Origin of the sequence: Candidatus Microbacterium phytovorans, from assembly GCA_029202445.1 — a bacterium.
In the GTDB taxonomy this organism is placed as follows: Bacteria; Actinomycetota; Actinomycetes; order Actinomycetales; family Microbacteriaceae; genus Microbacterium; species Microbacterium phytovorans.
This window is the reverse complement of the sequence record CP119321.1, coordinates 2,947,660-2,968,003: the sequence shown is the minus strand read 5'-3', so window position 1 is coordinate 2,968,003 and position 20,344 is coordinate 2,947,660. Positions and strand designations below refer to the sequence as shown.

The following is a 20,344-nucleotide window of genomic DNA, read 5'->3' as shown; positions in this document are numbered from 1 at the left end:
ATGCGTCGGTCGCGGCGGCGGCACCCTCCAGGGGCGCCGCCCGCCGCGACCGGAGGACGTCAGTTGCCGGCGAGTGCCTGGTCGGTGTCCTTGATCGCCTGCTGCATCTTGCGCAGCGACTCACCCATGTCCGAGATGCCCTCGATGGCCTTCTCCAGACCGGTGGTGAGCTCGTTGTACCCCTCACCGAACTTGCCCGACGCGTGCTGCGTCTTGAAGTCATCGCCCAGCAACCGGTCCACATCGCTCTTCAGACGACGAAGAATGTCACCGATCTCCTCACGACCCGAGTCGAGCTTCCCCGACATCGCTTCCATCTCGCCGTACGAAGCCTTGAAATCAGCCATCGATCCATCTCCCTTTCAGAATCACCGGACCTCCCGGCACACCCCCAGGCTACGAGACGCCCTCCGGGGAGCCAATGGGGAGAACTCCCCGATCCGCCACGGTCGGCGCGGGGACCCGCGGTCCGCCACCTCCTGCGACGCCACCTAGCTCCCCTGCGCGGCATCATGAAGTGGAAGCCGATCAGCCGCCGTCACGGGAGCAGCCCTCCGGTTCTGCGCGATCGTTCATGCTCGCCGCCCTTCGCGAGGAGGGCGATGACGAGCACGCCGATGCTGAACAGCGACAGGGGCACGGCGACCCAATGAAGACCGAGGAACAATCCATCCCCCGACGGCATAGGCATGACTCCCGTCTCCGCCGGAAACAGCCCCGAGAAGAGCACAGTCGCGCCGCCCGCGGCGAAAGCCTGAGAAATGGCGCCCAGCAAACGCGGTGCCATCGCGGCTGGCGTGAGGACGCTCATGGGCATCACGACGGCCGCGCCGACCACAGCGAGCGCGACGGGCAGCCACCCCGGCACCGTGAACACCGGCCACGCCCACAGCTGCGGCCAGGCTTCGTTCTGCATCGGAGCCACGCGCCCACCGACGAACAGGAGCGATCCTGCGATGAACGCGACCAGGAGTCCCGCCAGCGCCACTTGCGAGCTCGTGAAGATCAGCCAGAGCACGTTCGCCCGGTTGAGTTGCCGGCGAGTCATGCGCCCCCCGTGCGACGACGGTCCTTGACCAGCAGGTAAACGGCGATCACCGCGGCAGCGCCAAACATCAGCGCGCACCCCACCCGAGGGAGAAGCACAGCAGCTCGCCGACGTAGGTGTCCACTCCGATCAGCGCGCACCGGCGTGCACCCAGCGCATGGTTCCCATCATCAGGTCGCCGACGCGCACGAGCGTCTCCGCGAGCGCGAGGGTCTGCGGATCGTCGGCGGCGAGGGCCGTGAAGTGGAAGTACAGCGCGCGGCGCGCTCCCGGCTCGGCGGTCGGCACCAGATAGTGCGAGGAGCGTCCCGCCAAGACCGCGCCGTCGTCGCCGGTGCGGCCCGAACCTCGCCAGACCCACATGGGCGTCTCGGTGAAGTCGGCATCGCCCACAGCGGAGCCGCGGGCCAGGCGAGCCAGCGCCATCTCCCACGTCGTCGTGTCGGGCAGGACGAAGGGGGAAACCAGCATCACCGCGGGGAGCGGAATGCCGTCGGCCAGCGGCGCGAGGTACGCCCGGAACGCGCCTGACTCGCGCACGGCGCCGCGGTAACGGACGAGCATCGCGCGGAAGGCAAGAACCAGATCCGGTCGCCCGGACGCCTTCAGCTGGGCGACCACCGGCGCGACCGTCACGTCGTCCGCGAGTGCGGCAGCGGGAATGCGCCGCCAACCCGGAGGGCACAACAGGGTATATGGCGTCGCGGCAGTGACGGGCTCTCCCCCAAGCTCTTCGCGCAGCGAGTTCATCGTCGACGCTCCTTCCACTCCGGCACCGCGGTCCTGCGAAGCGCGGCGCGCTCCTCCCGCTCGGTGATGTACATCGTGCCGCGAAGCTTGGCGAGGACGGCCGCGCGAGCCTGCTCCAGCCCCTCCCGGTCGGACGCGAGCGCCGCCGGGCCGACCGCGGCCCACCACGCGTCGAGCGCGGCCAGCACTTCCCCGGCATCCGCCTCGTCGATGAGGTCCCCGGTCAGCCGGCCCACGCCCGACTGCGTGCCGCTGCGGTCGGCGCGCAGGCCCCTTCGCCAGAGGACGAGGGCGGCTACGCCGGCCGCCGCGAACAGGAGGAGTCCGGCGATCACCGGCAGCGGCTGGTAGCGGTCCACCTCGCCCCAGCGCAGGACGACGACGGATGCCGCGAACAGCAGCCAGAGGACGGCGAAGAACAGGTGGATGCGCGCCGGGAGATGCCCGCCCCACAGCGACCCGTTCGCCCGCAGCGGCTCGAGCCAGAAGAGGAGTCCGGCGGACAGCACCGCCAGTGCGCCCGCGAGCAGCGCGCCCTCCTGGAGCGTGAATGCGGCGCTGCCCGTCCGCGGCGAGATCGCGATGACGGCAACGGCCGCGGCGCCGAGGAGGAAGGCGACGACGAAGAGAACCCGATGCAGGGTGGTGGCGCTGCGCACCGGGGTCGCGTCGGGCCGACGACGCGCGTTGGCGGCTCGCACCGCCGCGGTGCGCGCGTCCTCGCGAGCGCGCGCGGCGCGCGGGTCGGATGCCAGGAGCGCGATCCGCCATGCATCGTCGACGGCCGATTCAGCGTCGCGGTAGTCGGCATCCTCGACGAGGGCGTCGATACGGTCGAGCACCCGCCCCTGTGGCGCGCTCACCGGGCGGCTGCTTCGGCGGGATCGATGGCGGCGAAGAGCGCGTCCGCGTCGGCGAGGCGGCTCTCGAGCTGGTTCGCGTCGAAGTCGGTCGAGACCGCATAGACCACCCAGCCGTCGGCGGCGCCGATCCATTCGGCCTTCGGGACGATCATCGGCTCCGCGTCGGGCGAGGGCAGGGTCGCCTGGATGCTGAGGCGGCGCACGGCCGTCGGCATCCCCTCCGCCGCGACGGGCTCGACGACGGGCGGGACGACCGTGAAGCCGAGGTCGGGCAGGAGGTCCGCCGGCGCGGTGGCGTCGTCATCGCGCGCCTGGACGAAGACATCCACGAACCCCGTGGGTGCGCCGTCGGCGGGATAGTGCCAGAAGCGGAGCGACACGTGCGCCGCGGGGAAGAGCGCGATCGCGAGCGCTTCGGCGGCGACGGCATCCCGCAGCACCTCCGCATCGGGACGGCCGCGGGTCGCCTCCTCGGCCAGCCAGCCCGACCATTCGCCGGCATCCGCCCACGGGGTGTCGACGTAGTCGAGCGGGATGTGGATCCAGCGGTCGGCGTCGTAGGCGACGCTCATCGGAGTTCCGGGCATGCTTCCATCCTGTCGCGGCAGGCGACGCCGGTGGGGCGAACGGGGGACCGGCGGTCAACCTATCGACCGAACGGGTTGGGGACGACGTCCGGCATGTCGGGGAGAGGCACACCGACGCCCTGCAGGGACTGGTACCCGCCGTACCCGAGGTTCCACACGTTCGTGCCCTGCATCAGTGCGCCGGGGCCGTCGACGCCGGAGAGCCAGTTGCGCGTCGCGTTCCCCGCCCGGCCGCCCGGCCACGCCGAGGCGAGACGGTCGGCCATCGTGGCCGCCTGGCCGTCGAGCTGCGTGCCGCCCTCGCGAATGGCGTTCCACGCGTTGCGGCCCCAGCTGTTCTGGACGACGCGGAAGAAGTCGTCGGCGATGCCGGCGGCGCGCGCTTCGCGGGCCGCGCGTCCGCCGTAGCGGCCGCCGGCGCCCGCGATGCTCCGCAGGTCGTAGGCGATCGCGTTGCGGCCGACGCCGAGCGTGCCGCGGGTGGCTCCCCCGAGGCCGGAGGCCGCCCGCAACGATCCCAGCATGCCCTGGCCGCCCTTGAGGGCCTTGCCGAAGGCGCCGAGGAACGGCACGACCCCGATGAGGTCGAAGACGATGTCGCTCATGCTCACCCGCTTGGACCCGGCGATCATCATCGTCAGGTGGGCGGCGAGGGCGACGAAGCTCGCGATCGCGGCGATGGCGAGCAGCACGCCCGCGATGGGGCCGGAGATGATGATGGCGGCGATGACGGCGATCGTGCCGATGACGGTCGCAACCGTCGCGAGGCCGTCGAGGAGGTCCTCCCACCAGGTGTCGTTGATGCCGGAGGCGTCGCACGCGTTCTTCACGCCCGTGACGGCCGCCTCGTAGGCCTTCTCCCACTCGTCATATCCGGTCTCGAACGACTGCCAGAGATCCTCGAGCGCGCCGGCGGCGGTGGTCGAGGCGGTGCGGGCGGTGGAGACGCCGGATCCCGCCGCGCGACGGTCGGCGTCGGTCGGCTCGTCCTCCCACGGCCAGGTGTGGTCGAGGTCGTCGGCGGCATTCTGCGCGCGGCGGAGCTCCTCGGCGGCTTCCTGCGCGGCTTCGTGCGCGTTTCGGATCGGCTGGACGAGCGGGTCGACCGTGGTCCGCTGCGCCTTCCGCAGGGCACTCGCGTAGGTGACGAGGACGGGGCCCGTGTCGCTGTAGCGGGAAGCCACCTTGTGCAGCTCGCCCGCGAGCTCGCCGGCCGACTCGCGGATGGCGTCCAGCCCTTCGGCCTTGTACTTCGTGCTCGCCGCGAGCTTGTCGAGCTCCTCGGCGGTCCACTCCATCTGCGAGCCGATGCGCGTGTATCGCTGACCGGCCGAGGAGATGGTCTCGGGGTTCCCTTCGATCGTCTCGAGCGGGAAATGGCGCGTGGGCGAGACCAGGTATCCGTAAGTCATGGGTGATCCTCTGTCAGCGTTCGTCGGTGGCCAGGTTGCGGTCGAGCTCTTCGATGTTGGCGATGAAGTCGGACAGGTGCGTGTGCACGTTGTCGAGCGACTCCTGGACGACCTCGCGGTTGCCGTTCCACCCCGACTCGAAGTCGCCGACACGGCCGCGCAGGCGTCCGTCGCCCGTCGGACGGCCCACCGCGTCCTCGACGTCGTCGGTCGCCCCGCCAAGCTCCTCGAACTCGGTCACGAAGTGGCCGAGCCGTTCGGTCATCAGCTTCAGATCGTCGAGGTCGACATCGATCTCGTCACCAGCCATCACGCTCTCCACTCATGCGTGGGTTCGTGCCCGGCGACCTCGGCCTCGGGCTCGTACCTCAGCGTCAGTTGCCGGCGAGTGCCTGGTCGGTGTCCTTGATCGCCTGCTGCATCTTGCGCAGCGACTCACCCATGTCCGAGATGCCCTCGATGGCCTTCTCCAGACCGGTCGTCAGCTCGTTGTACCCCTCACCGAACTTGCCCGACGCGTGCTGCGTCTTGAAGTCATCGCCCAGCAACCGGTCCACATCGCTCTTCAGACGACGAAGAATGTCACCGATCTCCTCACGACCCGAGTCGAGCTTCCCCGACATCGCTTCCATCTCGCCGTACGAAGCCTTGAAATCCACCATCGATCCATCTCCCCGCTCTCACGCGCGCCGGACCACCCGGCGCACCCAGGGTAGGAAGCCCGCGGAGGGCCGTCCGGCGGGCAGCGGGGCGCAACCACGTATCGACGGCGACGGGCCCGCCGAAATCACCGGGATGTTGCCGCCGTGACTGCCCGTCGCGGGTGAGCGTCCGTGGCGGATGCCGGATCAGTCCGCAAGCGGGAGCTGCACCGTGACGAAGCGGCCGTTCTCGACGAACAGACCGCGTCCGACGGGGAACTCGTGCCGCTGCACCTTGGGGAACGGCACCTTGAACAGCGACTCGCCGTCGTAGCTCTCCGGACGTAGCGCGATGCCGTGACGGCCGGCCTTGAGCTCGCCGATGAGGCCGTAGCCGCTCGAGAGCTGCGTGACGTCGCCGTCGGCGATCAGCAGATGGTCGCTCCGGTTGATCGCCTGGAAGAGCTCCTTCAGCGGCCTCTCGGCATCCGTGTCGCCGAACTCCGTCACGTTCTCGACGACGATGACGATCCGCGTGGGGATGCTCTCGTCGGCCACGACGTCCTTCAGCTCCTTCGCGAGCGCCCGCACGTCTTCGATGCCCGACGCGGCTCGGCGCCACGCCCGCGCGTCGCGGAGTGCTGCCCGTCGCCCGCCGATGTGGAAGAGCTCGACCTTGGGGTCGAACCGCTCCATGGCGGCGACGATCGCCCGCAGCGCCGTCGTCTTCCCCGACTGGGGCGGACCTGCGACGACGAACGTGCCCACGGGCTCGAACCCCTTCGGGCCGAGCGTGTCGTCACCGACACCCAGCACGGGCAGGTCGTCGATGCGGTCGGGAAGATCGGCGGGAGCGAGCTCGGTCGGGAGCGAGCCGATGTTGCGCGCCTCGACGGCTCCCCTCGCACGGAGATCGCGTGCGAACTCGGCGCTCGCCGCGTTCTGCTCCGCGACGTTGGTCGTGCCGCCGATGACGGCCATCTGGGTCTCCAGGCCGTCGACGATGGCGCGGCCGGGTGCGCTCCGCTCGCTCAGGACGTCCTTGGCGACGCCCAGGATGGCGTACGCCCCCTCGTCGGACATGCGCAGCACGACCCGCTTGGTGACGTTCGCGCTCACCGCAGTGGGAACGGCGCCGTAGCGGTCGGCGGTGGCGACCACGTGGATGCCGAGGGGCCTGCCCTCGCCGAGGATCCGCATGAAGATCGCGTAGAAGGGGGCCCGAGCCGAGACGGTCTCCCAGTCCTGCTTGAAGACGCCGAAGCCGTCGAGCAGCAGCACGATGCGAGGCTCCTGCAGGTCGCCGGTGATCGTGCGGTATTCGGAGAGGGTGGCGGCTCCCGCTTCGGAGAACCGCTTCGCGCGGTCGTCGAGCATGCTGCGGAGGGTGCGCAGCAGTCGTTGCACCCGCTCGACGTCGTCGCCGGAGACGACGGACCCGACGTGCGGCATGACCTCCAGCGAACGCAGCGCACCCGTGCCGAAGTCGATGCCGTAGACGGCGGCGCGGCCGGCTTCGGGGCGCGCACCCGCGGCGATGCCGATGGAGCGGAGCGCAACGGACTTGCCCGCGCCGCTCGTGCCGTACACGAGGAGGTGGCCGTCGGCGTCGGGAACGAACGTGACCGCTTCCTGGAGCTGGCGCTGCGGGATGTCGGCGAGACCGAGAGGGATGCGGCTGTCGCCTTCCAGGGGAAGGTCGCGCAGGTCGATCGTCGTCGCCAGATCGTCGAGCCAGGGACGCCGGGGCTGCGGAAGGCCGGCCTCGGCGGTCGCGGCGACGAGGTTCGCCACGAGTCGCTTCTGGTCGTTCGGTCCGAGATCCTCGTCGTGCGTGTCGCTCTCCTTGCGATCGTCGTCGTTCTCCCACAGGGTGACCGAGCCGAAGCGCAGCTCGGCGACCCGCACCTGCGCGCGGTCGGGGTCGTCCGTGGTCCAGCCGCCCGCGTAGGCCGACTGGAAGGGCACGAGTCGCCCGGGGCCCGTCTTCGCGATGCCGCGGCCCGGGATGGACGGATCGAACGTGGATGCCACGACATCGCCGACCACGTCGTTCGAGTCCGAGGCATCCGCCATGCGCAGCGCCACGCGCAGGTTGGTGTTCGCGCGCAGGTTGTCCTTGATGACGCCGGCGGGACGCTGCGTGGCCATGATCAGGTGGATGCCGAGCGAGCGGCCCCGCTGGGCGATGTCGACGACACCGTCGACGAACTCGGGCACCTCGGTCGCGAGCGCCGCGAACTCGTCGATCACGAGGACGAGCGCGGGTGGGGTATCGGGGTCCTGGCGCTTCTCCAGCTCGAGGAGGTCTTTGGCCTTCTTGCGGTTGAAGAGGTGCTCGCGGTGGTGGAGCTCGGCCCGCAAGCTCGTGAGTGCCCGGCGCACGAGGTGAGGGCTCAGGTCGGTCACGAGCCCGACGCAGTGCGGCAGTTCGACGCAGTCGGCGAAGGCGGAGCCGCCCTTGTAGTCGACGAAGAGGAACGTCACGCGGTCGGGACTGTATTCGGCCGCCATGCCGAGCACCCACGCCTGCAGGAACTCGCTCTTGCCGGACCCGGTCGTGCCGCCGACGAGCGCGTGCGGACCCTGCGTGCGCAGGTCGAGCGACATCGCGTCGGGGCTCCCTTGGCCGATGTACGCCTTCAGCGTGCCCGCGCGCTTCAGGCGCGGCCGCGGCGTGCGGGAACGGTCGATGATGGACGCGTTCTGCCGCCAGCGCTCGAGCACGGCCGAGGTCTCGGCGGCGCGCTCGGTTCCCACGAGCCGCAGCAGCGACACGCTCTGCGGCAGGTCGGAGGAGTCGGGGGCGACGGAGCTGGAGTCCACGACCGGCGCGAGGCGCTTCGCGAAGTGCTCCGCGTACTCGCGGGAGACCCCCTCGACCGTGACGTCGTCGATGCGCTCCCCCGAGCGCACCCAGCCGACCGAAGCATTGTCGAGCCCGTCGGTGACGTCGAGGTAGGTGCGGCAGGCCGCCGGCAGCGACTCGACGGTCGGGGCGACGAAGATCGTGTAGACACCGGCATCCGGTCCGCGCTCGATGAGCTGCGTCAGGCGCGCACGGTCGACGGGGGCGTCGTTGGTGACGATGAGGACGAGAGCCACGTCGCCGGCCGTCTTGGAGGTCTGGCCCGGACGCTCGCCGACGTGCTTGCCGGCCTCCATCGACATGTCGGCCACGGCGAGCGGTCCGCGATGCGACGGCGAACCCGAGAGGCGTTCGAGGATCGCCTCCTCCAGGGCGTTCAGCAACACCGTGCCGGCGGACTGGCTGTCGGCCAGCGCGATCTCCGCGAACGGCGACTGCGGGCTGGTCGTGTGCGGCAGCCACTTCATCCACTCGACGTCGGGCGTCCACGCGGGGTCGACGATCGCCGCGGTGATCACCTCGTTCGGAGCGTGGAGTCCGAACAGCTGCACGCTGAGCCCTCGGAGGACATCGCCCACCGGCTGGCGGGGACCGGCGAGGCCGATCGCGCCCGCGGACGGCAGCAGCTCGATGAGCGGCACGTCCTCGATGCGGGCGAAGCGCTGCCCCACCGCGGTGACCTGATCGGCGTACTGCGCGATGCCGCGCTGGTCGTTGACCTCTTTGATCGTGTTCCGGCTGGCTGCGGTGCCCGACCCCAGTCGAAGCGACAGGAAGTTCCAGTGCTCGGGGCGCCGGGTCCACAGGAGCGGTCCGAGGCGCATCGCCTGCTCGTACACCGTCGCCGTCGGCGGCGCCTCTTCGCGGCGTCGCTCCCGTTCGACGATCTCCTCGGCCGCCATGGCGTCTTCGAGCTCGTCGAGCTGCCGCTCGAACGTCTCGATCTCCTGTCGCAGCTTCTTGCCCTGCTGCGTGCGCTGGCCGATGAAGTTCCCGAGCATCATGAGCGGTGCCATGACGATGATCAGGAGCGACGACGATCGTCCGGTGAAGGCGAACATCGCGAAGCCGAGCAGGACGGGCGCGGCGATCATGGGCCACGGGAAGATGCGCGGGTCGGCCTCCGCGGGGATCATCGGATGCCGGTGCTCTTTGCCCGGATACCGCTTCTCGACGCGGGGCGACCGGTTGAACAGCAGCGTGCCGCCCCGCTCCAGCACGCGGTCGTCGTCGGCGCCGGGAGCCGTCTCGGTCTTCACGAACGTGACGTCGGTCGCGCCGATCGTGATGACCTGCCCCGGGAGCACGCGGACGCGCTGGACGAGTCCGCCGTCGACGAGCAGCCCGTTGGCGGAGTTCAGATCGATGACCTCGATCTCCTGGTCGATCTCGATGCGCGCATGCCGCTTCGACACCTGCGGGTCGGACAGCACGACGTGAGCCGGCTCGGTGCGCCCGATGATGGTCGTGCCCCGCGAGAGCGGAACGACCCGGCCCGCCTCCGGTCCGTTGAGGATCTGCAGCACGGCGGCCGTCTCGCCGCCCGCGGCGTACGCTTCGACGGTCGCCGGCACGACCGATGCGTCGAAGCCGGAGCCCACCGGGGCATCACCCAGCAGCGCCGTCGGATCGAGCTGCACGGGTTCGCCCGCGGGCGGGGCGACGAGGAGCGTCGGGGTCACCGAGGGTGTCAGTCGCGCCGGGTCGACCAGCGACCGCGCGACGTCTTCGACTGTCGCCGTCGCGTCGGCCGTGACGATGACGTCGACGGGCGGCGCGGCCTCGCGACGCAGGGCGAGCTTGATCTTCATGCGCCGAGTCCTCCGTAACGCACCTGGAACATCCGGCCGCCCGCCCGGACGACCGTGCCGTGGGCGACCGCGACACGCGTCCCCGCGGGAAGCGGCGAGTCCGTCCCGTCGGCTCCGACGATCGCGGTTCCGTTGCTGGATCCCTGATCGAGCACCCACACCGTGCCGTCTTCGACACCGAACGCGAGGTGGGTCTTCGAGAGCAGCAGCTGCGGGTCTTCGAGGGTGAGCAGGACGTCGGCGGCGCGGCCCGTAGGGGCCTCCGGCATCCGTCCGATGAGTCCGTACGAGGGGACGATCACCGTCGAACCGTCTTCGAAGACGAGGAACGGCGCGGCCGGGTCGGCGACCGCCGCGACGACCGGAGCCACGACATCGGGCCGTTCGCTCCACGTCTGGCGCGAGACGCCGACGATGCCGGCGCGCGAGCGGCGCTCCTCCAGCACGGGACGATCGGCGACGGGGACGGTCGCCAGCGACGGCAGGTGCTCGGAGATGTCGCGATTCGGTGCCTCCAGCGCCCGGCGCGCACGACGCAGCTGCGACGCGTCGAACGGGTCGATGCCCGCGCGGACGTCGAGCAGCCAGCACCCGGCCGTCTTGTCCAGCACGCTGCGTCCGCGCCGGTCCCACAGGTTCGAGGTCAACACGACGAGCGGACCGATGACGGGCAGGATGCCGGACGCACCGAGCACGAGGGCGCGCAGCACGATGCGCCAGAAGCCGGGCCGCGTGAAGTCGTCGACGCGCACCGAGCGCAGGCGCATCGACGCCTTACCGACCGTCACGCCGCGACGGCCGTGGAGCACGAGCTGCAGGATGCCGAAGACCACCGGCAGCGCCGCACCCACGATGTACAGGACGAGCGTGGCGACGGGCGCGTCGATCATGTAGCCGATGAGCGCCGGGGATGCCAGCACCGCCAGCACCAGCAGGTCGATCACGAACGCCCACGTGCGCACCCCCGGCGCCGCCGCGACCATGCCGAGCCGCTCGCCGAGGTCGGCGGGGTCGGATGTCGTCGGGGCGGCGTCCACCTGGACGTCGTCGGTCATCGATGCTCCTCGGGGGGTGGGCGACGGCGTCGCCGGTCGCTCAATCGTGCTGCAGGTGGAATTCTTCGTCGCCGAGGAAGAACCGCTCGCCCGGTTCGAGCTCGGTACCCGGCTCCACCTCGATCTCCTCGCCCATGAGCGTGCGCACGAGCACGCCGTTGGTCGAGCCGAGGTCGGTGACGAGCCACTTCTCCCCGCGCAGTTCGAGGCGCGCGTGCGTCTTGGAGACGGTGCGCGCATCGTCCTGCACGGCGACGAGCTGCGCCTGCGGGAAGGCGGCGTCTGCGGCGGGGCGGCGACCCAGCACGACGACCTCTCCCGTCAACGGAACGGCGGGTCCGGATCCCGGCACGAGTTGCCACGTGATCTTCTTGCGCCGCACCATGACGGTCTGGTCGACGTCGTCCTCGCTCGGTGCGGCGTGCTGCGGCACCTCGGCGGCTTCCGGAGTGCGCTGCTGGGCGGACACCGACGACCGTGCCGACAGCGGGGCGCCGGCCACGGGCGAACCGACGACCGCCGAGACCTCCCCCGACAGTTCGGGGAACTCGTCGCCCCGGTCGGCGCGGGAGGGCAGCGGCGTCTCGATCGGTGCGGTGACCGGCATCCGCGTCACGGGAGCGGGCGGTGCGGGCGTCTCGGGAACGGCAGAGCGCCTGCCCGGCACGAAGGAGATGAGGCCTTCGGGGTCGGCGGAGGCCGCGGGCTCCGGTGCGACGGCGTCGGATGCGGCGGTCGGCTCACCACTCGGGGCGACCGCGGACGGGTCCGACAGCGGCTCGGGCGACGGCTGCGGCGACGAAGCGCGACGGGCGCCGATCGGTGCTGCGGCGCTCGGCGGGAACGGCGACGGCGAGACAGCCGACACGTCATCGATCTCGGACGGCCATGACGCCATGTCGGGTTCGTCCTCGCTCGCGCGAGACGCACCCGGCGCCGCGGATGACTGCGGCGCCCACCCACCCAACGTGGGAACGACGGGCTGCGCCGCAAGCGGGTCGCGCGAGGGCGCTCCCGGGAACGGCACCGCGGAGAACGTCCCCGTCGGCGAGGGGAAGGCCGCCGGGATGCCGGCCGGCGGAAGCGGCGGCGCTGCAGGGTAGCTGGCACCGGTCGCGGCGGACGACGCCGCGAAGGAGGCGCTCGTCGACGGAAGCGGCGGGAGCGGGGGCGCCGGCGGAACCCCCGGAGGAAGCGGCGGTGCGGGCGCGATCGAGTGCCGCGCACCCCGCCACGGGGCCGGGCCGAACCCGAGGATGCTCGCCCACACGATGAACAGGAACGCCGCGACCACCGTCATGCTCGTGCCGTAGCCGAAGCCCGGGTTGATGCGGTGCGCGGAGACGATCAGGAGAACGAGCACGGCGAGCTGTCCCACGATCGGCACCAGGAGAAGCAGGATGAGCAGCGGGGAGAAGCCGCCCCACGCGAGCACCGTGGCCTGATTGAGGAACGGCACCCAGCCCTTCCACGCCTCCTCGCCCATCTTGCGGAACATGGCCGACAGCGCGAGCGCCATCCACACGTAGAGGGCGATGCCGATCACGAAAGCCAGCAAGCCCACGAGGGGCGCCAGCGAGGTGTCGATCGTCGGACTCATGCCCTCCACCTTAGAGGTCGGGGATGCCGGGCTCGCTTCCGGGATCGAAGGGTGCGTCGAGCGACTTCGTGAGCTCGTCCAGCATCGCCGCGATCTGCGGCTCGACGTACTGACCGACAGCGGCCTGGATGCGCAGGCGGTGATGCAGCAGGACCGTGCAGACCTCGCGTCCGATCATGTTCGCGTAGTCGTCGGCGAGCCCCACCTCTTGACGCAGCGCGGCTTTGGCCTCGTCCGACAACGGCGGAAGCGCCGGGATGTCCGCGTTCTCCTCGTCGGCGAGACCGGAGATCGTGAAGAGGAACGGCGCACCGGGCACGGGATCGGGGTCGAGCGGAAGTCCCTCGAACTCGGGCGCGAGGCCCTCCGTGGGCCGGTAGCTGCGTGCGCGGTTGCGCGCGGCCTGCTGATCCAGTTCCGCCTGCAGCATCGGCAGATTGCGCGACGTGTACTCGGCCACCGCGTGGTCGACGATCGTCTTGATGCGCGTGGAGAGACCGTGCTGCACCCCGTGGGGAACGTCGGCCCCCAGACCCGCCGCCGACAGCACGGGCGAACCGAAACAACGGCGACACGGAGCGACCCGTCCGCGGTGCGTTGCCGGCTCCCAGCGCGGCAACCACTTCAGCCAGGCGTCGACCGCCTGGCTGACCTGGGTCTCGATCGACCGCTCCACGGGCACCATTGTCCCCTGTTGACGGCCGCGCGGGTGGGATTTCCCTCGTTCCGCGCGCGGCGCACGCCCTCACGGGGCCTCACCGGTCGTCGTCCTCGTCCTCCCACGGCCAGCGCGGCCGCGACGCACGCGTGCGCACGAGAGCGACCGCGACCCAGGCGCACACGGCGGCGGATGCCGCGAGCACCACGGCGAACGAACTCCCGACGAAGCCGCTGACGGCCGCCGTGGCACGTCCGGCATCCGTGCCCGTCACCAGCGCCCCCACCCACAGGCCCGCGAGATAGACGAGGAAGACGCCCGCGATGACGGCCACGACGGAGACGAACGACGGATGCGGCACCCGCACCGACAGCCACGTCAACCCGGCGAACGCGACGGTGGCGGCAGCGAACGCGGCGGCCCCCGGCACGGCGCCGAGGCCCGGGATGCCGATGACCTCCGTGTCGGTGAGCAGGCTGACGATTCCGAAGCCGGCGATCAGCAGGGCGACGAACCCGGCCGCGGTGAACGCGAGGGCCAGAGCCGGCCGCACGGAAGATCCCGCACCGTCCGGGGACCCTCCCGCACCCGTCATCGCCGCCCCGGACTCACAGGCGGTGGAGCTGCGGGCCCGCCTCGAGAGTGCGCTCGTACTCGCGCTGCGCTTCGGTGTTGAGCTCGGTCACCCGGGCACCGCGCGCGGCGACCCACGCGCCGAACCAGATCGTGATCTCGCGGCCCAGGATGAACGCGACGATCGCGAGCGGGGCGAGCAGCTGCTCCTCGACGATGTCCGAACCCTGGCTCGCCGTCAGCGTCCAGAAGGGCGCCTGGAAGAGCTGACCGAGGATGTGCCCGCCGTACGAGACGGCGCCGACGAGGAGGCCGAGGATGACCCACCGGCCCCATCGGCCGCGGTTGATGATCGCGCCGAGCAGCCAGAAGCCGAGGAAGAACACGACCACGGGCACCCAGAACCACCACGAGGTGACCGCGGCGGTCAGCTCCTGCGCGACGTTGCCTGCCGTGACATCGCCCGCGGCGGCACCGAAGCCGAGAGCGGCAGCCAGGTACAGCACGGCGAAGACGAGCGCGGCGAGCAGACCGATCGCGCCGGCCGCACCGCGGTTGCCGCGGGGACGCGGCGCCTCCGGGGCCTGGACGAAGATGGGCTGCGGGGCGGGCTCGGCGGCAGGGGCCACGGCGGCGGGAGCGACCACCGTCTCGGCCGGGGCGGCGACGGGCTCGCTCGGCGTGACCACCGCAGTCTCGGCGGCGGCGGTCGCACCCGCCGTCGACGTGGCGACCGCGGGCTCCTCGCGAACGGTCTCCGGCTCGGGGCCGGCGGCCTCGATGTAGGACAGGTCGTGGTGGGCCTCGGCGGCCTCTTCGGGAGTCACGGCGTCACGGGAGGCGGCTTCGGCCTCGGCGAGTCCTTCGTTGGCGCGGCCGACGACGTCGTCCACGTGGGTCGGCTCTTCGGCGGGCGTCGGCTGCTCCGCGGGCTGGCCGTTGCGGGGATCGCTCATGTCCGGTGTGCTCCTCACGCGGAGGCGCGCGCCACCGCTCGACAGTGAGCGTAACCCGCGGCATCCGTGACGACGCGAAGGCGTGCCGACGTGTCTGCCAGGCGACTGTCGGCTCCGATGCGTAGGGTGTCGGAATGCTCCGTCTCACCACGACGACACCGACCCCGTCCGTCCGCCGCCCGCGGGGCGCGCGTGCGGCCATCCTGGGCGGTCTCGTGGCGATGGCGGCCCTCGCCGTCACGGCGTGCACGGCGGCGCCCGCGCCCGCGCCATCCGCGTCGTCGCCCGCACCGACGCCCGAGGCGTCGAGCACGCCGACCGGGCCGGTACTGGCCGACTTCCCCTTCGGTCCGTCCACCTCGACGACGCCGCTCCCCGACGACTGCCGCGCGATCCTCACCGACAGCGTGCTCGCCGAACTCGACGGGGTGCCGCTCAACGCGCCCGGCATGGGCGGCGGCATCCGCCCCGACAGCAGCCGCGTCTGCGCGTGGGGGGAGCCCGGGGCAGCCGCCACGTGGCTCGTGACGGTCATCGGCTTCTCGCCCTACCGCGAAGCGACCGATGCGTTGTTCGCCCTCGGCAACGAGGGGTACACATGCTACGAGCCCGACGACGGCATCCGCTGCGAACGCACGTGGGAGCACGACACGCTGCCGGTCACGCAGGGCCGCACGTTGTACTACCGCGACGGGATCATCGTCGACACGCAGTACTCGAACCTCGCCCCCGCGGGCTATACGAGCGCGATCATCGCCGCGCTCTGGTCTCGCTGACGCTCAGTCGGTCCACACCCGCTCGGCCACGCGCGCCGCATAGTTGGCGGGATGCCAGTCGTGCTGCACGGTGGACAGCCACACGCCGCCGCCCGTTTCGATCGTCTCCCGCGTGCCGTCGTCCTCGCGCGCGCAGCGCGTGCGGGCATCGACCGTCTCGCAGGTGAAGCCGAGCGACGGCAGCGCGGTCGTGGCGATCGCCCCGGCATCCTTCGGCACATCGGCGAGGGTCGTCGAGATCGATCCGTCGGCCGACGTCCAGTCGCACGTGAACCGCACCGACGGCGAGAGCGCGTCGAGCAGGCCGGAGGCCGACGACGCAGGCGCATCGGTCGAGGGCGTGAGGACCGAATCCGGAGTCCATACGAGCGAGGTCCACAGGGCGTTCGCGTACAGGTCGCGGCACTCGCTCGGGTCGCCGTCCGCCCCGTCTCCGGCCTCGCCTGCCTCGCCGGCAGCCGGGTCGGAGGTCGGCGGATTCAGCTGGTCGCCGACGAACTGCGCCGCGCCGGGAAGCAGCGGCGCCGCCGTCCAGGCGAGGACGCCGATCACGCCCGCGCAGACGATACCGACGATCCACGCCAGGGACGTGTTCCTTCCGCCGACTCGAGCCATGGCTCCACGGTACGTCGCGGCATCCGATCGATCTTCGCGCCCCGCCGCGCGGCGGCCAGCAGAAGCACCGGAAACGACGGAAGCCCCGCAGGACGTGTGTCCTGCGGGGCTTCCGTCACGGGTGACGCGTCTCTCAGTTATGTTCGCGATTTCGTCGCTCGACAACCTCAATCGGCTCGGTCGAACGAGCGAGCTCGTTCTCCGCTCGCCTCAATCAGTTGTAAGTACCGGGAGTGAAGTCGTCGGTCGAGAAGCTGTCGAAATCGACGTAGCTCAGGTCGGCGTCGCTGTACGCGCCGTCCGAGGCGAAGATGCGGTTCGGGTACCGCTCGCTCTTGGCCTCCTCCGTCGCCTCGACAGCGACATTGCGGTACTTCGCAAGGCCGGTGCCGGCGGGGATGAGCTTTCCGATGATGACGTTCTCCTTGAGGCCGACGAGCGGGTCGCTCTTGCCCTCCATGGCGGCCTGCGTGAGCACGCGGGTCGTCTCCTGGAACGATGCAGCCGACAGCCACGACTCGGTCGCGAGCGACGCCTTCGTGATACCCATCAGCTCCGGGCGGCCGGACGCCGGGCGCTTGCCCGCCGCGACGGCTTCGCGGTTCATCTGCTGGTAGCGCTTGAAGTCGACGAGCTCACCCGGCAGCAGCGTGGTCTCGCCGTGGTCGACCACGGTGACCTTGCGCAGCATCTGGCGCACGATGACCTCGATGTGCTTGTCGTGGATCGGCACACCCTGCGAGCGGTACACGCCCTGCACGCCGCCGACGAGGTACTTCTGCACCTCGCGGGCACCCTGCACGCGCATGACCTCCTTGGGGTCGAGCGTTCCGACGAGGATCGGCTGACCGACCGTGACGCGCTGACCGTCCTCGACCAGAAGCGTCGCGCGCTTCAGGACCGGGTAGACGTGCGGCTCGTCGCCGTTGTCGGGCGTCAGGATGACCTTCTTGGCCTTGTCGGTCTCGTCGATCTTCACGACACCGTCGGCCTCGGCGATCGGGGACGCACCCTTCGGGGTGCGGGCCTCGAACAGCTCCTGGACACGCGGCAGACCCTGGGTGATGTCGTCGGCGGAGGCCGAACCACCCGTGTGGAAGGTACGCATCGTCAGCTGCGTGCCGGGCTCACCGATCGACTGGGCCGCGATGATGCCGACGGCCTCGCCGATGTCGACGAGCTTGCCGGTGGCCAGCGAACGGCCGTAGCACTTCGCGCAGACGCCGACGGCCGAGTCACAGGTGAGCACCGAGCGCACCTTGATGGTCTCAATGCCGCCCTCGACGAGCTTGTCGATGAGCACGTCGCCCACATCGTCGCCGGCCTCGGCCAGCACGGCGCCCTTCGCGTCGACCACGTCGGCGGCGAGGGTACGGGCGAACACCGAGTTCTCGACGTTGGCGTCACGCACGAGCGTGCCGTCGGTGCCGGGAGCGGCGATCGTGAACTCGAGGCCCTTGGAGGTGCCGCAGTCGTCCTCGCGGATGATGACATCCTGCGAGACGTCGACCAGACGACGCGTGAGGTAACCCGAGTCGGCCGTACGGAGGGCCGTGTCGGCCAGACCCTTACGGGCACCGTGCGTCGCGATGAAGTACTCCGCCACCGACAGACCCTCGCGGTACGAGGAGATGATCGGGCGGGGGATGATCTCACCCTTGGGGTTGTTCACCAGGCCTCGCATACCCGCGATGTTGCGGATCTGCAGCCAGTTACCACGCGCTCCCGAGCTCACCATGCGGTTGATGGTGTTCTCGGCCGGGAAGTTGTCGCGCATCGCCTTCTGGACGGCGTCGGTCGCCTCGGTCCAGATCTTGATGAGCTCCTGACGACGCTCGGCGTCGGTCGTGAGACCCTTCTCGAACTGCGCCTGGACCTTTGCGGCCTGCTTCTCGTAGCCCGCGACGATCTCACCCTTGTTCGGCGGCGTCAGGATGTCCGACAGCGCCACGGTGACACCCGAACGGGTGGCCCAGTGGAAGCCGGCGTCCTTGATGCGGTCGAGCGAAGCGGCGACCTCGACCTTCGGGTACTCCTCGGCCAGCTTGTTGACGATCTGCGACAGCTTGCCCTTGTCGGCCTGGCTCCGCACGAACGGGTAGCCCTTGGGGAGCGTGTCGTTGAAGATCGCCTGTCCGAGCGAGGCGTCGACCAGACCGTGGCGCTCGTAGCCCTCGGGCGCTTCGCCCTCGAGGAACGTCAGGCCGGGGATGCGGATGCGGACCTTGGCCTGCAGGTCGAGGGTGCCCTCGTCCTTCGCCAGGATCGCCTCGCCCACCGAGCCGAACACGCGACCCTCGCCGGCGGCACCCTCGATGACCGTGGTCAGGTGGTGCAGACCGATGATCATGTCCTGCGAAGGCAGGGTGACCGGACGGCCGTCGGACGGCTTGAGGATGTTGTTCGACGCGAGCATGAGCACGCGGGCCTCGGCCTGAGCCTCGACCGACAGCGGCAGGTGGACGGCCATCTGGTCACCGTCGAAGTCGGCGTTGAACGCCGCGCAGACGAGCGGGTGCAGCTGGATCGCCTTGCCCTCGACGAGCTGAGGCTCGAAGGCCTGGATGCCGAGACGGTGCAGCGTGGGCGCACGGTTCAGCAGCACGGGGCGCTCGCGGATGATCTCCTCGAGCACGTCCCACACCTCGGGGCGCGTGCGCTCGACGGCGCGCTTGGCGGCCTTGATGTTCTGCGAGTGACCGAGGTCGATGAGGCGCTTGATCACGAACGGCTTGAACAGCTCGAGAGCCATCTGCTTGGGCAGACCGCACTGGTGGAGCTTGAGCTGCGGGCCGACGATGATGACCGAACGACCCGAGTAGTCGACGCGCTTGCCGAGCAGGTTCTGACGGAAACGTCCCTGCTTGCCCTTGAGCATGTCGGACAGCGACTTGAGCGCACGGTTGCCGGTACCGGTGACGGGGCGACCGCGGCGACCGTTGTCGAACAGCGCGTCGACGGCCTCCTGCAGCATCCGCTTCTCGTTGTTGACGATGATCTCGGGCGCGCCGAGGTCGATCAGGCGACGAAGACGGTTGTTGCGGTTGATCACGCGGCGGTACAGGTCGTTCAGGTCCGAGGTCGCGAAGCGGCCACCGTCGAGCTGCACCATCGGGCGCAGCTCCGGCGGGATCACCGGGACGACGTCGAGCACCATCGCGGCCGGCGACATGCCGGTCGAGAGGAACGAGTTGACGACCTTGAGGCGCTTGATCGCGCGGATCTTGCGCTGGCCCTTGCCCTCGGAGATCTGCAGGTGCAGGCTCTCCGCCTCGGCGGCCAGGTCGAAGGCCTGCAGGCGACGCTGGATCGACTCCGCGCCCATGTAGGCCTCGAAGTACTGGCCGAAGCGGTCCTGGAGCTCGTGGAAGACGTCGTCCTCCTGCTTGAGCTGACCCACCTCGAGCGTGCGGAACTCCTCCCACATGCGCTCGAGCTTGGCGATCTGCTCGTCCGAGCTCTTGCGGATGCCGGCCATGTCCTTCTCGGCGGCGTCCTTGACCTTCTTCTTCTGGTCGGCCTTGGCGCCTTCCTCCTCGAGCGCGGCGAGCTCCTCCTCCAGCTTGGCCAGACGCGCAGCCACACGGGCATCGCGGCGGTCGCCGAGGTTCTTGATCTCGAGGCGCAGGTTGGACTCGTGCGTCGGAAGGTCGCGATGACGCGCGTCCTCGTCGACCGAGATCACCATGTAGGCGGCGAAGTAGATGACCTTCTCGAGGTCCTTCGGCGCCATGTCGAGCAGGTAACCCAGGCGCGAGGGCACGCCCTTGAAGTACCAGATGTGGGTGACGGGTGCGGCGAGCTCGATGTGGCCCATACGCTCACGACGGACGGAGGACTTGGTGACCTCCACGCCGCAGCGCTCGCAGACGATGCCCTTGAAGCGGACGCGCTTGTACTTGCCGCAGGCGCACTCCCAGTCGCGGGAAGGTCCGAAGATCTGCTCTCCGAAGAGACCGTCCTTCTCCGGCTTCAGCGTGCGGTAGTTGATGGTTTCGGGCTTCTTGACCTCGCCGTAGGACCACCGACGGATGTCGTCGGCAGTGGCCAGGCCAATACGAAGCTGATCGAAGGTGTGTGACTCGAGCACTGATTCTCCTGTGTCGGAATTCTGTTCGTTGCCTGGCCGG

General features: G+C 70.3%; 17 protein-coding genes. 1 reads left to right on the top strand and 16 read right to left on the bottom strand.

Features of this window, described 5'->3' with window-relative positions; genetic code table 11:
* Positions 1-59: 59 nt before the first annotated feature.
* The 14 genes from P0Y48_14030 to P0Y48_13965 form a co-directional block, all read right to left on the bottom strand.
* Positions 60-347, bottom strand: coding sequence for a WXG100 family type VII secretion target (locus P0Y48_14030; protein ID WEK13557.1), 288 nt, complete (start codon positions 345-347; stop codon positions 60-62).
* 191 nt (positions 348-538) lie between these two features.
* Positions 539-1,048 (bottom strand): hypothetical protein, encoded by a 510-nt coding sequence (locus P0Y48_14025; GenBank protein ID WEK13556.1) that lies wholly within the window; start codon positions 1,046-1,048, stop codon positions 539-541.
* A gap of 129 nt (positions 1,049-1,177) precedes the next feature.
* Positions 1,178-1,798, bottom strand: coding sequence for a hypothetical protein (locus tag P0Y48_14020; GenBank protein ID WEK13555.1), 621 nt, complete (start codon positions 1,796-1,798; stop codon positions 1,178-1,180).
* Complete coding sequence (locus P0Y48_14015) at positions 1,795-2,661, bottom strand: hypothetical protein (GenBank protein WEK13554.1); 867 nt, start codon at positions 2,659-2,661, stop codon at positions 1,795-1,797. The genes P0Y48_14020 and P0Y48_14015 overlap by 4 nt, the downstream gene beginning before the upstream one ends.
* Positions 2,658-3,248: a hypothetical protein gene (locus P0Y48_14010; GenBank protein ID WEK13553.1), complete on the bottom strand. Its 591-nt coding sequence runs from the start codon at positions 3,246-3,248 to the stop codon at positions 2,658-2,660. The genes P0Y48_14015 and P0Y48_14010 overlap by 4 nt, the downstream gene beginning before the upstream one ends.
* A 59-nt stretch (positions 3,249-3,307) precedes the next feature.
* A complete protein-coding gene (locus P0Y48_14005) occupies positions 3,308-4,660 on the bottom strand; it encodes a hypothetical protein (protein ID WEK13552.1) in 1,353 nt (450 codons plus the stop codon).
* A gap of 13 nt (positions 4,661-4,673) precedes the next feature.
* Positions 4,674-4,970 carry a hypothetical protein gene (locus tag P0Y48_14000; protein ID WEK13551.1) on the bottom strand — a complete coding sequence of 99 codons (297 nt, stop codon included), beginning with the start codon at positions 4,968-4,970 and terminating at the stop codon, positions 4,674-4,676.
* Between the two features lie 64 nt (positions 4,971-5,034).
* Complete coding sequence (locus P0Y48_13995; GenBank protein WEK13550.1) at positions 5,035-5,322, bottom strand: WXG100 family type VII secretion target; 288 nt, start codon at positions 5,320-5,322, stop codon at positions 5,035-5,037.
* A 186-nt stretch (positions 5,323-5,508) separates the two neighbouring features.
* Entirely contained in the window at positions 5,509-9,981 is a 4,473-nt protein-coding gene (locus tag P0Y48_13990) for an FtsK/SpoIIIE domain-containing protein (GenBank protein ID WEK13549.1), read from the bottom strand.
* Positions 9,978-11,036 carry an RDD family protein gene (locus tag P0Y48_13985; protein WEK13548.1) on the bottom strand — a complete coding sequence of 353 codons (1,059 nt, stop codon included), beginning with the start codon at positions 11,034-11,036 and terminating at the stop codon, positions 9,978-9,980. Before P0Y48_13985 ends, P0Y48_13990 begins: the two co-directional genes overlap by 4 nt.
* 40 nt (positions 11,037-11,076) lie before the next feature.
* Complete coding sequence (locus tag P0Y48_13980; protein WEK13547.1) at positions 11,077-12,636, bottom strand: DUF5684 domain-containing protein; 1,560 nt, start codon at positions 12,634-12,636, stop codon at positions 11,077-11,079.
* Positions 12,637-12,646: 10 nt separating this feature from the next.
* Positions 12,647-13,312, bottom strand: coding sequence for a spermidine/putrescine ABC transporter substrate-binding protein (locus P0Y48_13975; protein ID WEK13546.1), 666 nt, complete (start codon positions 13,310-13,312; stop codon positions 12,647-12,649).
* Positions 13,313-13,391: 79 nt separating this feature from the next.
* Positions 13,392-13,847 (bottom strand): hypothetical protein, encoded by a 456-nt coding sequence (locus P0Y48_13970; protein ID WEK13545.1) that lies wholly within the window; start codon positions 13,845-13,847, stop codon positions 13,392-13,394.
* Positions 13,848-13,902: 55 nt separating this feature from the next.
* The gene (locus P0Y48_13965; GenBank protein ID WEK13544.1) at positions 13,903-14,823 is read right to left on the bottom strand and encodes an ABC transporter; all 921 of its coding nucleotides are present in this window, start codon (positions 14,821-14,823) and stop codon (positions 13,903-13,905) included.
* A gap of 134 nt (positions 14,824-14,957) precedes the next feature.
* Here P0Y48_13965 and P0Y48_13960 point away from each other — a divergent pair, with 134 nt between their 5' ends.
* Positions 14,958-15,599, top strand: coding sequence for a DUF3558 family protein (locus P0Y48_13960; GenBank protein ID WEK13543.1), 642 nt, complete (start codon positions 14,958-14,960; stop codon positions 15,597-15,599).
* Between the two features lie 3 nt (positions 15,600-15,602).
* Here the strand turns inward: P0Y48_13960 and P0Y48_13955 are convergent, their stop codons facing one another.
* A complete protein-coding gene (locus tag P0Y48_13955) occupies positions 15,603-16,214 on the bottom strand; it encodes a hypothetical protein (protein WEK13542.1) in 612 nt (203 codons plus the stop codon).
* 214 nt (positions 16,215-16,428) lie between these two features.
* On the bottom strand, positions 16,429-20,304 hold the full coding sequence (gene rpoC, locus P0Y48_13950) for a DNA-directed RNA polymerase subunit beta' (protein ID WEK13541.1): 3,876 nt from the start codon (positions 20,302-20,304) through the stop codon (positions 16,429-16,431).
* Positions 20,305-20,344: the final 40 nt, after the last annotated feature.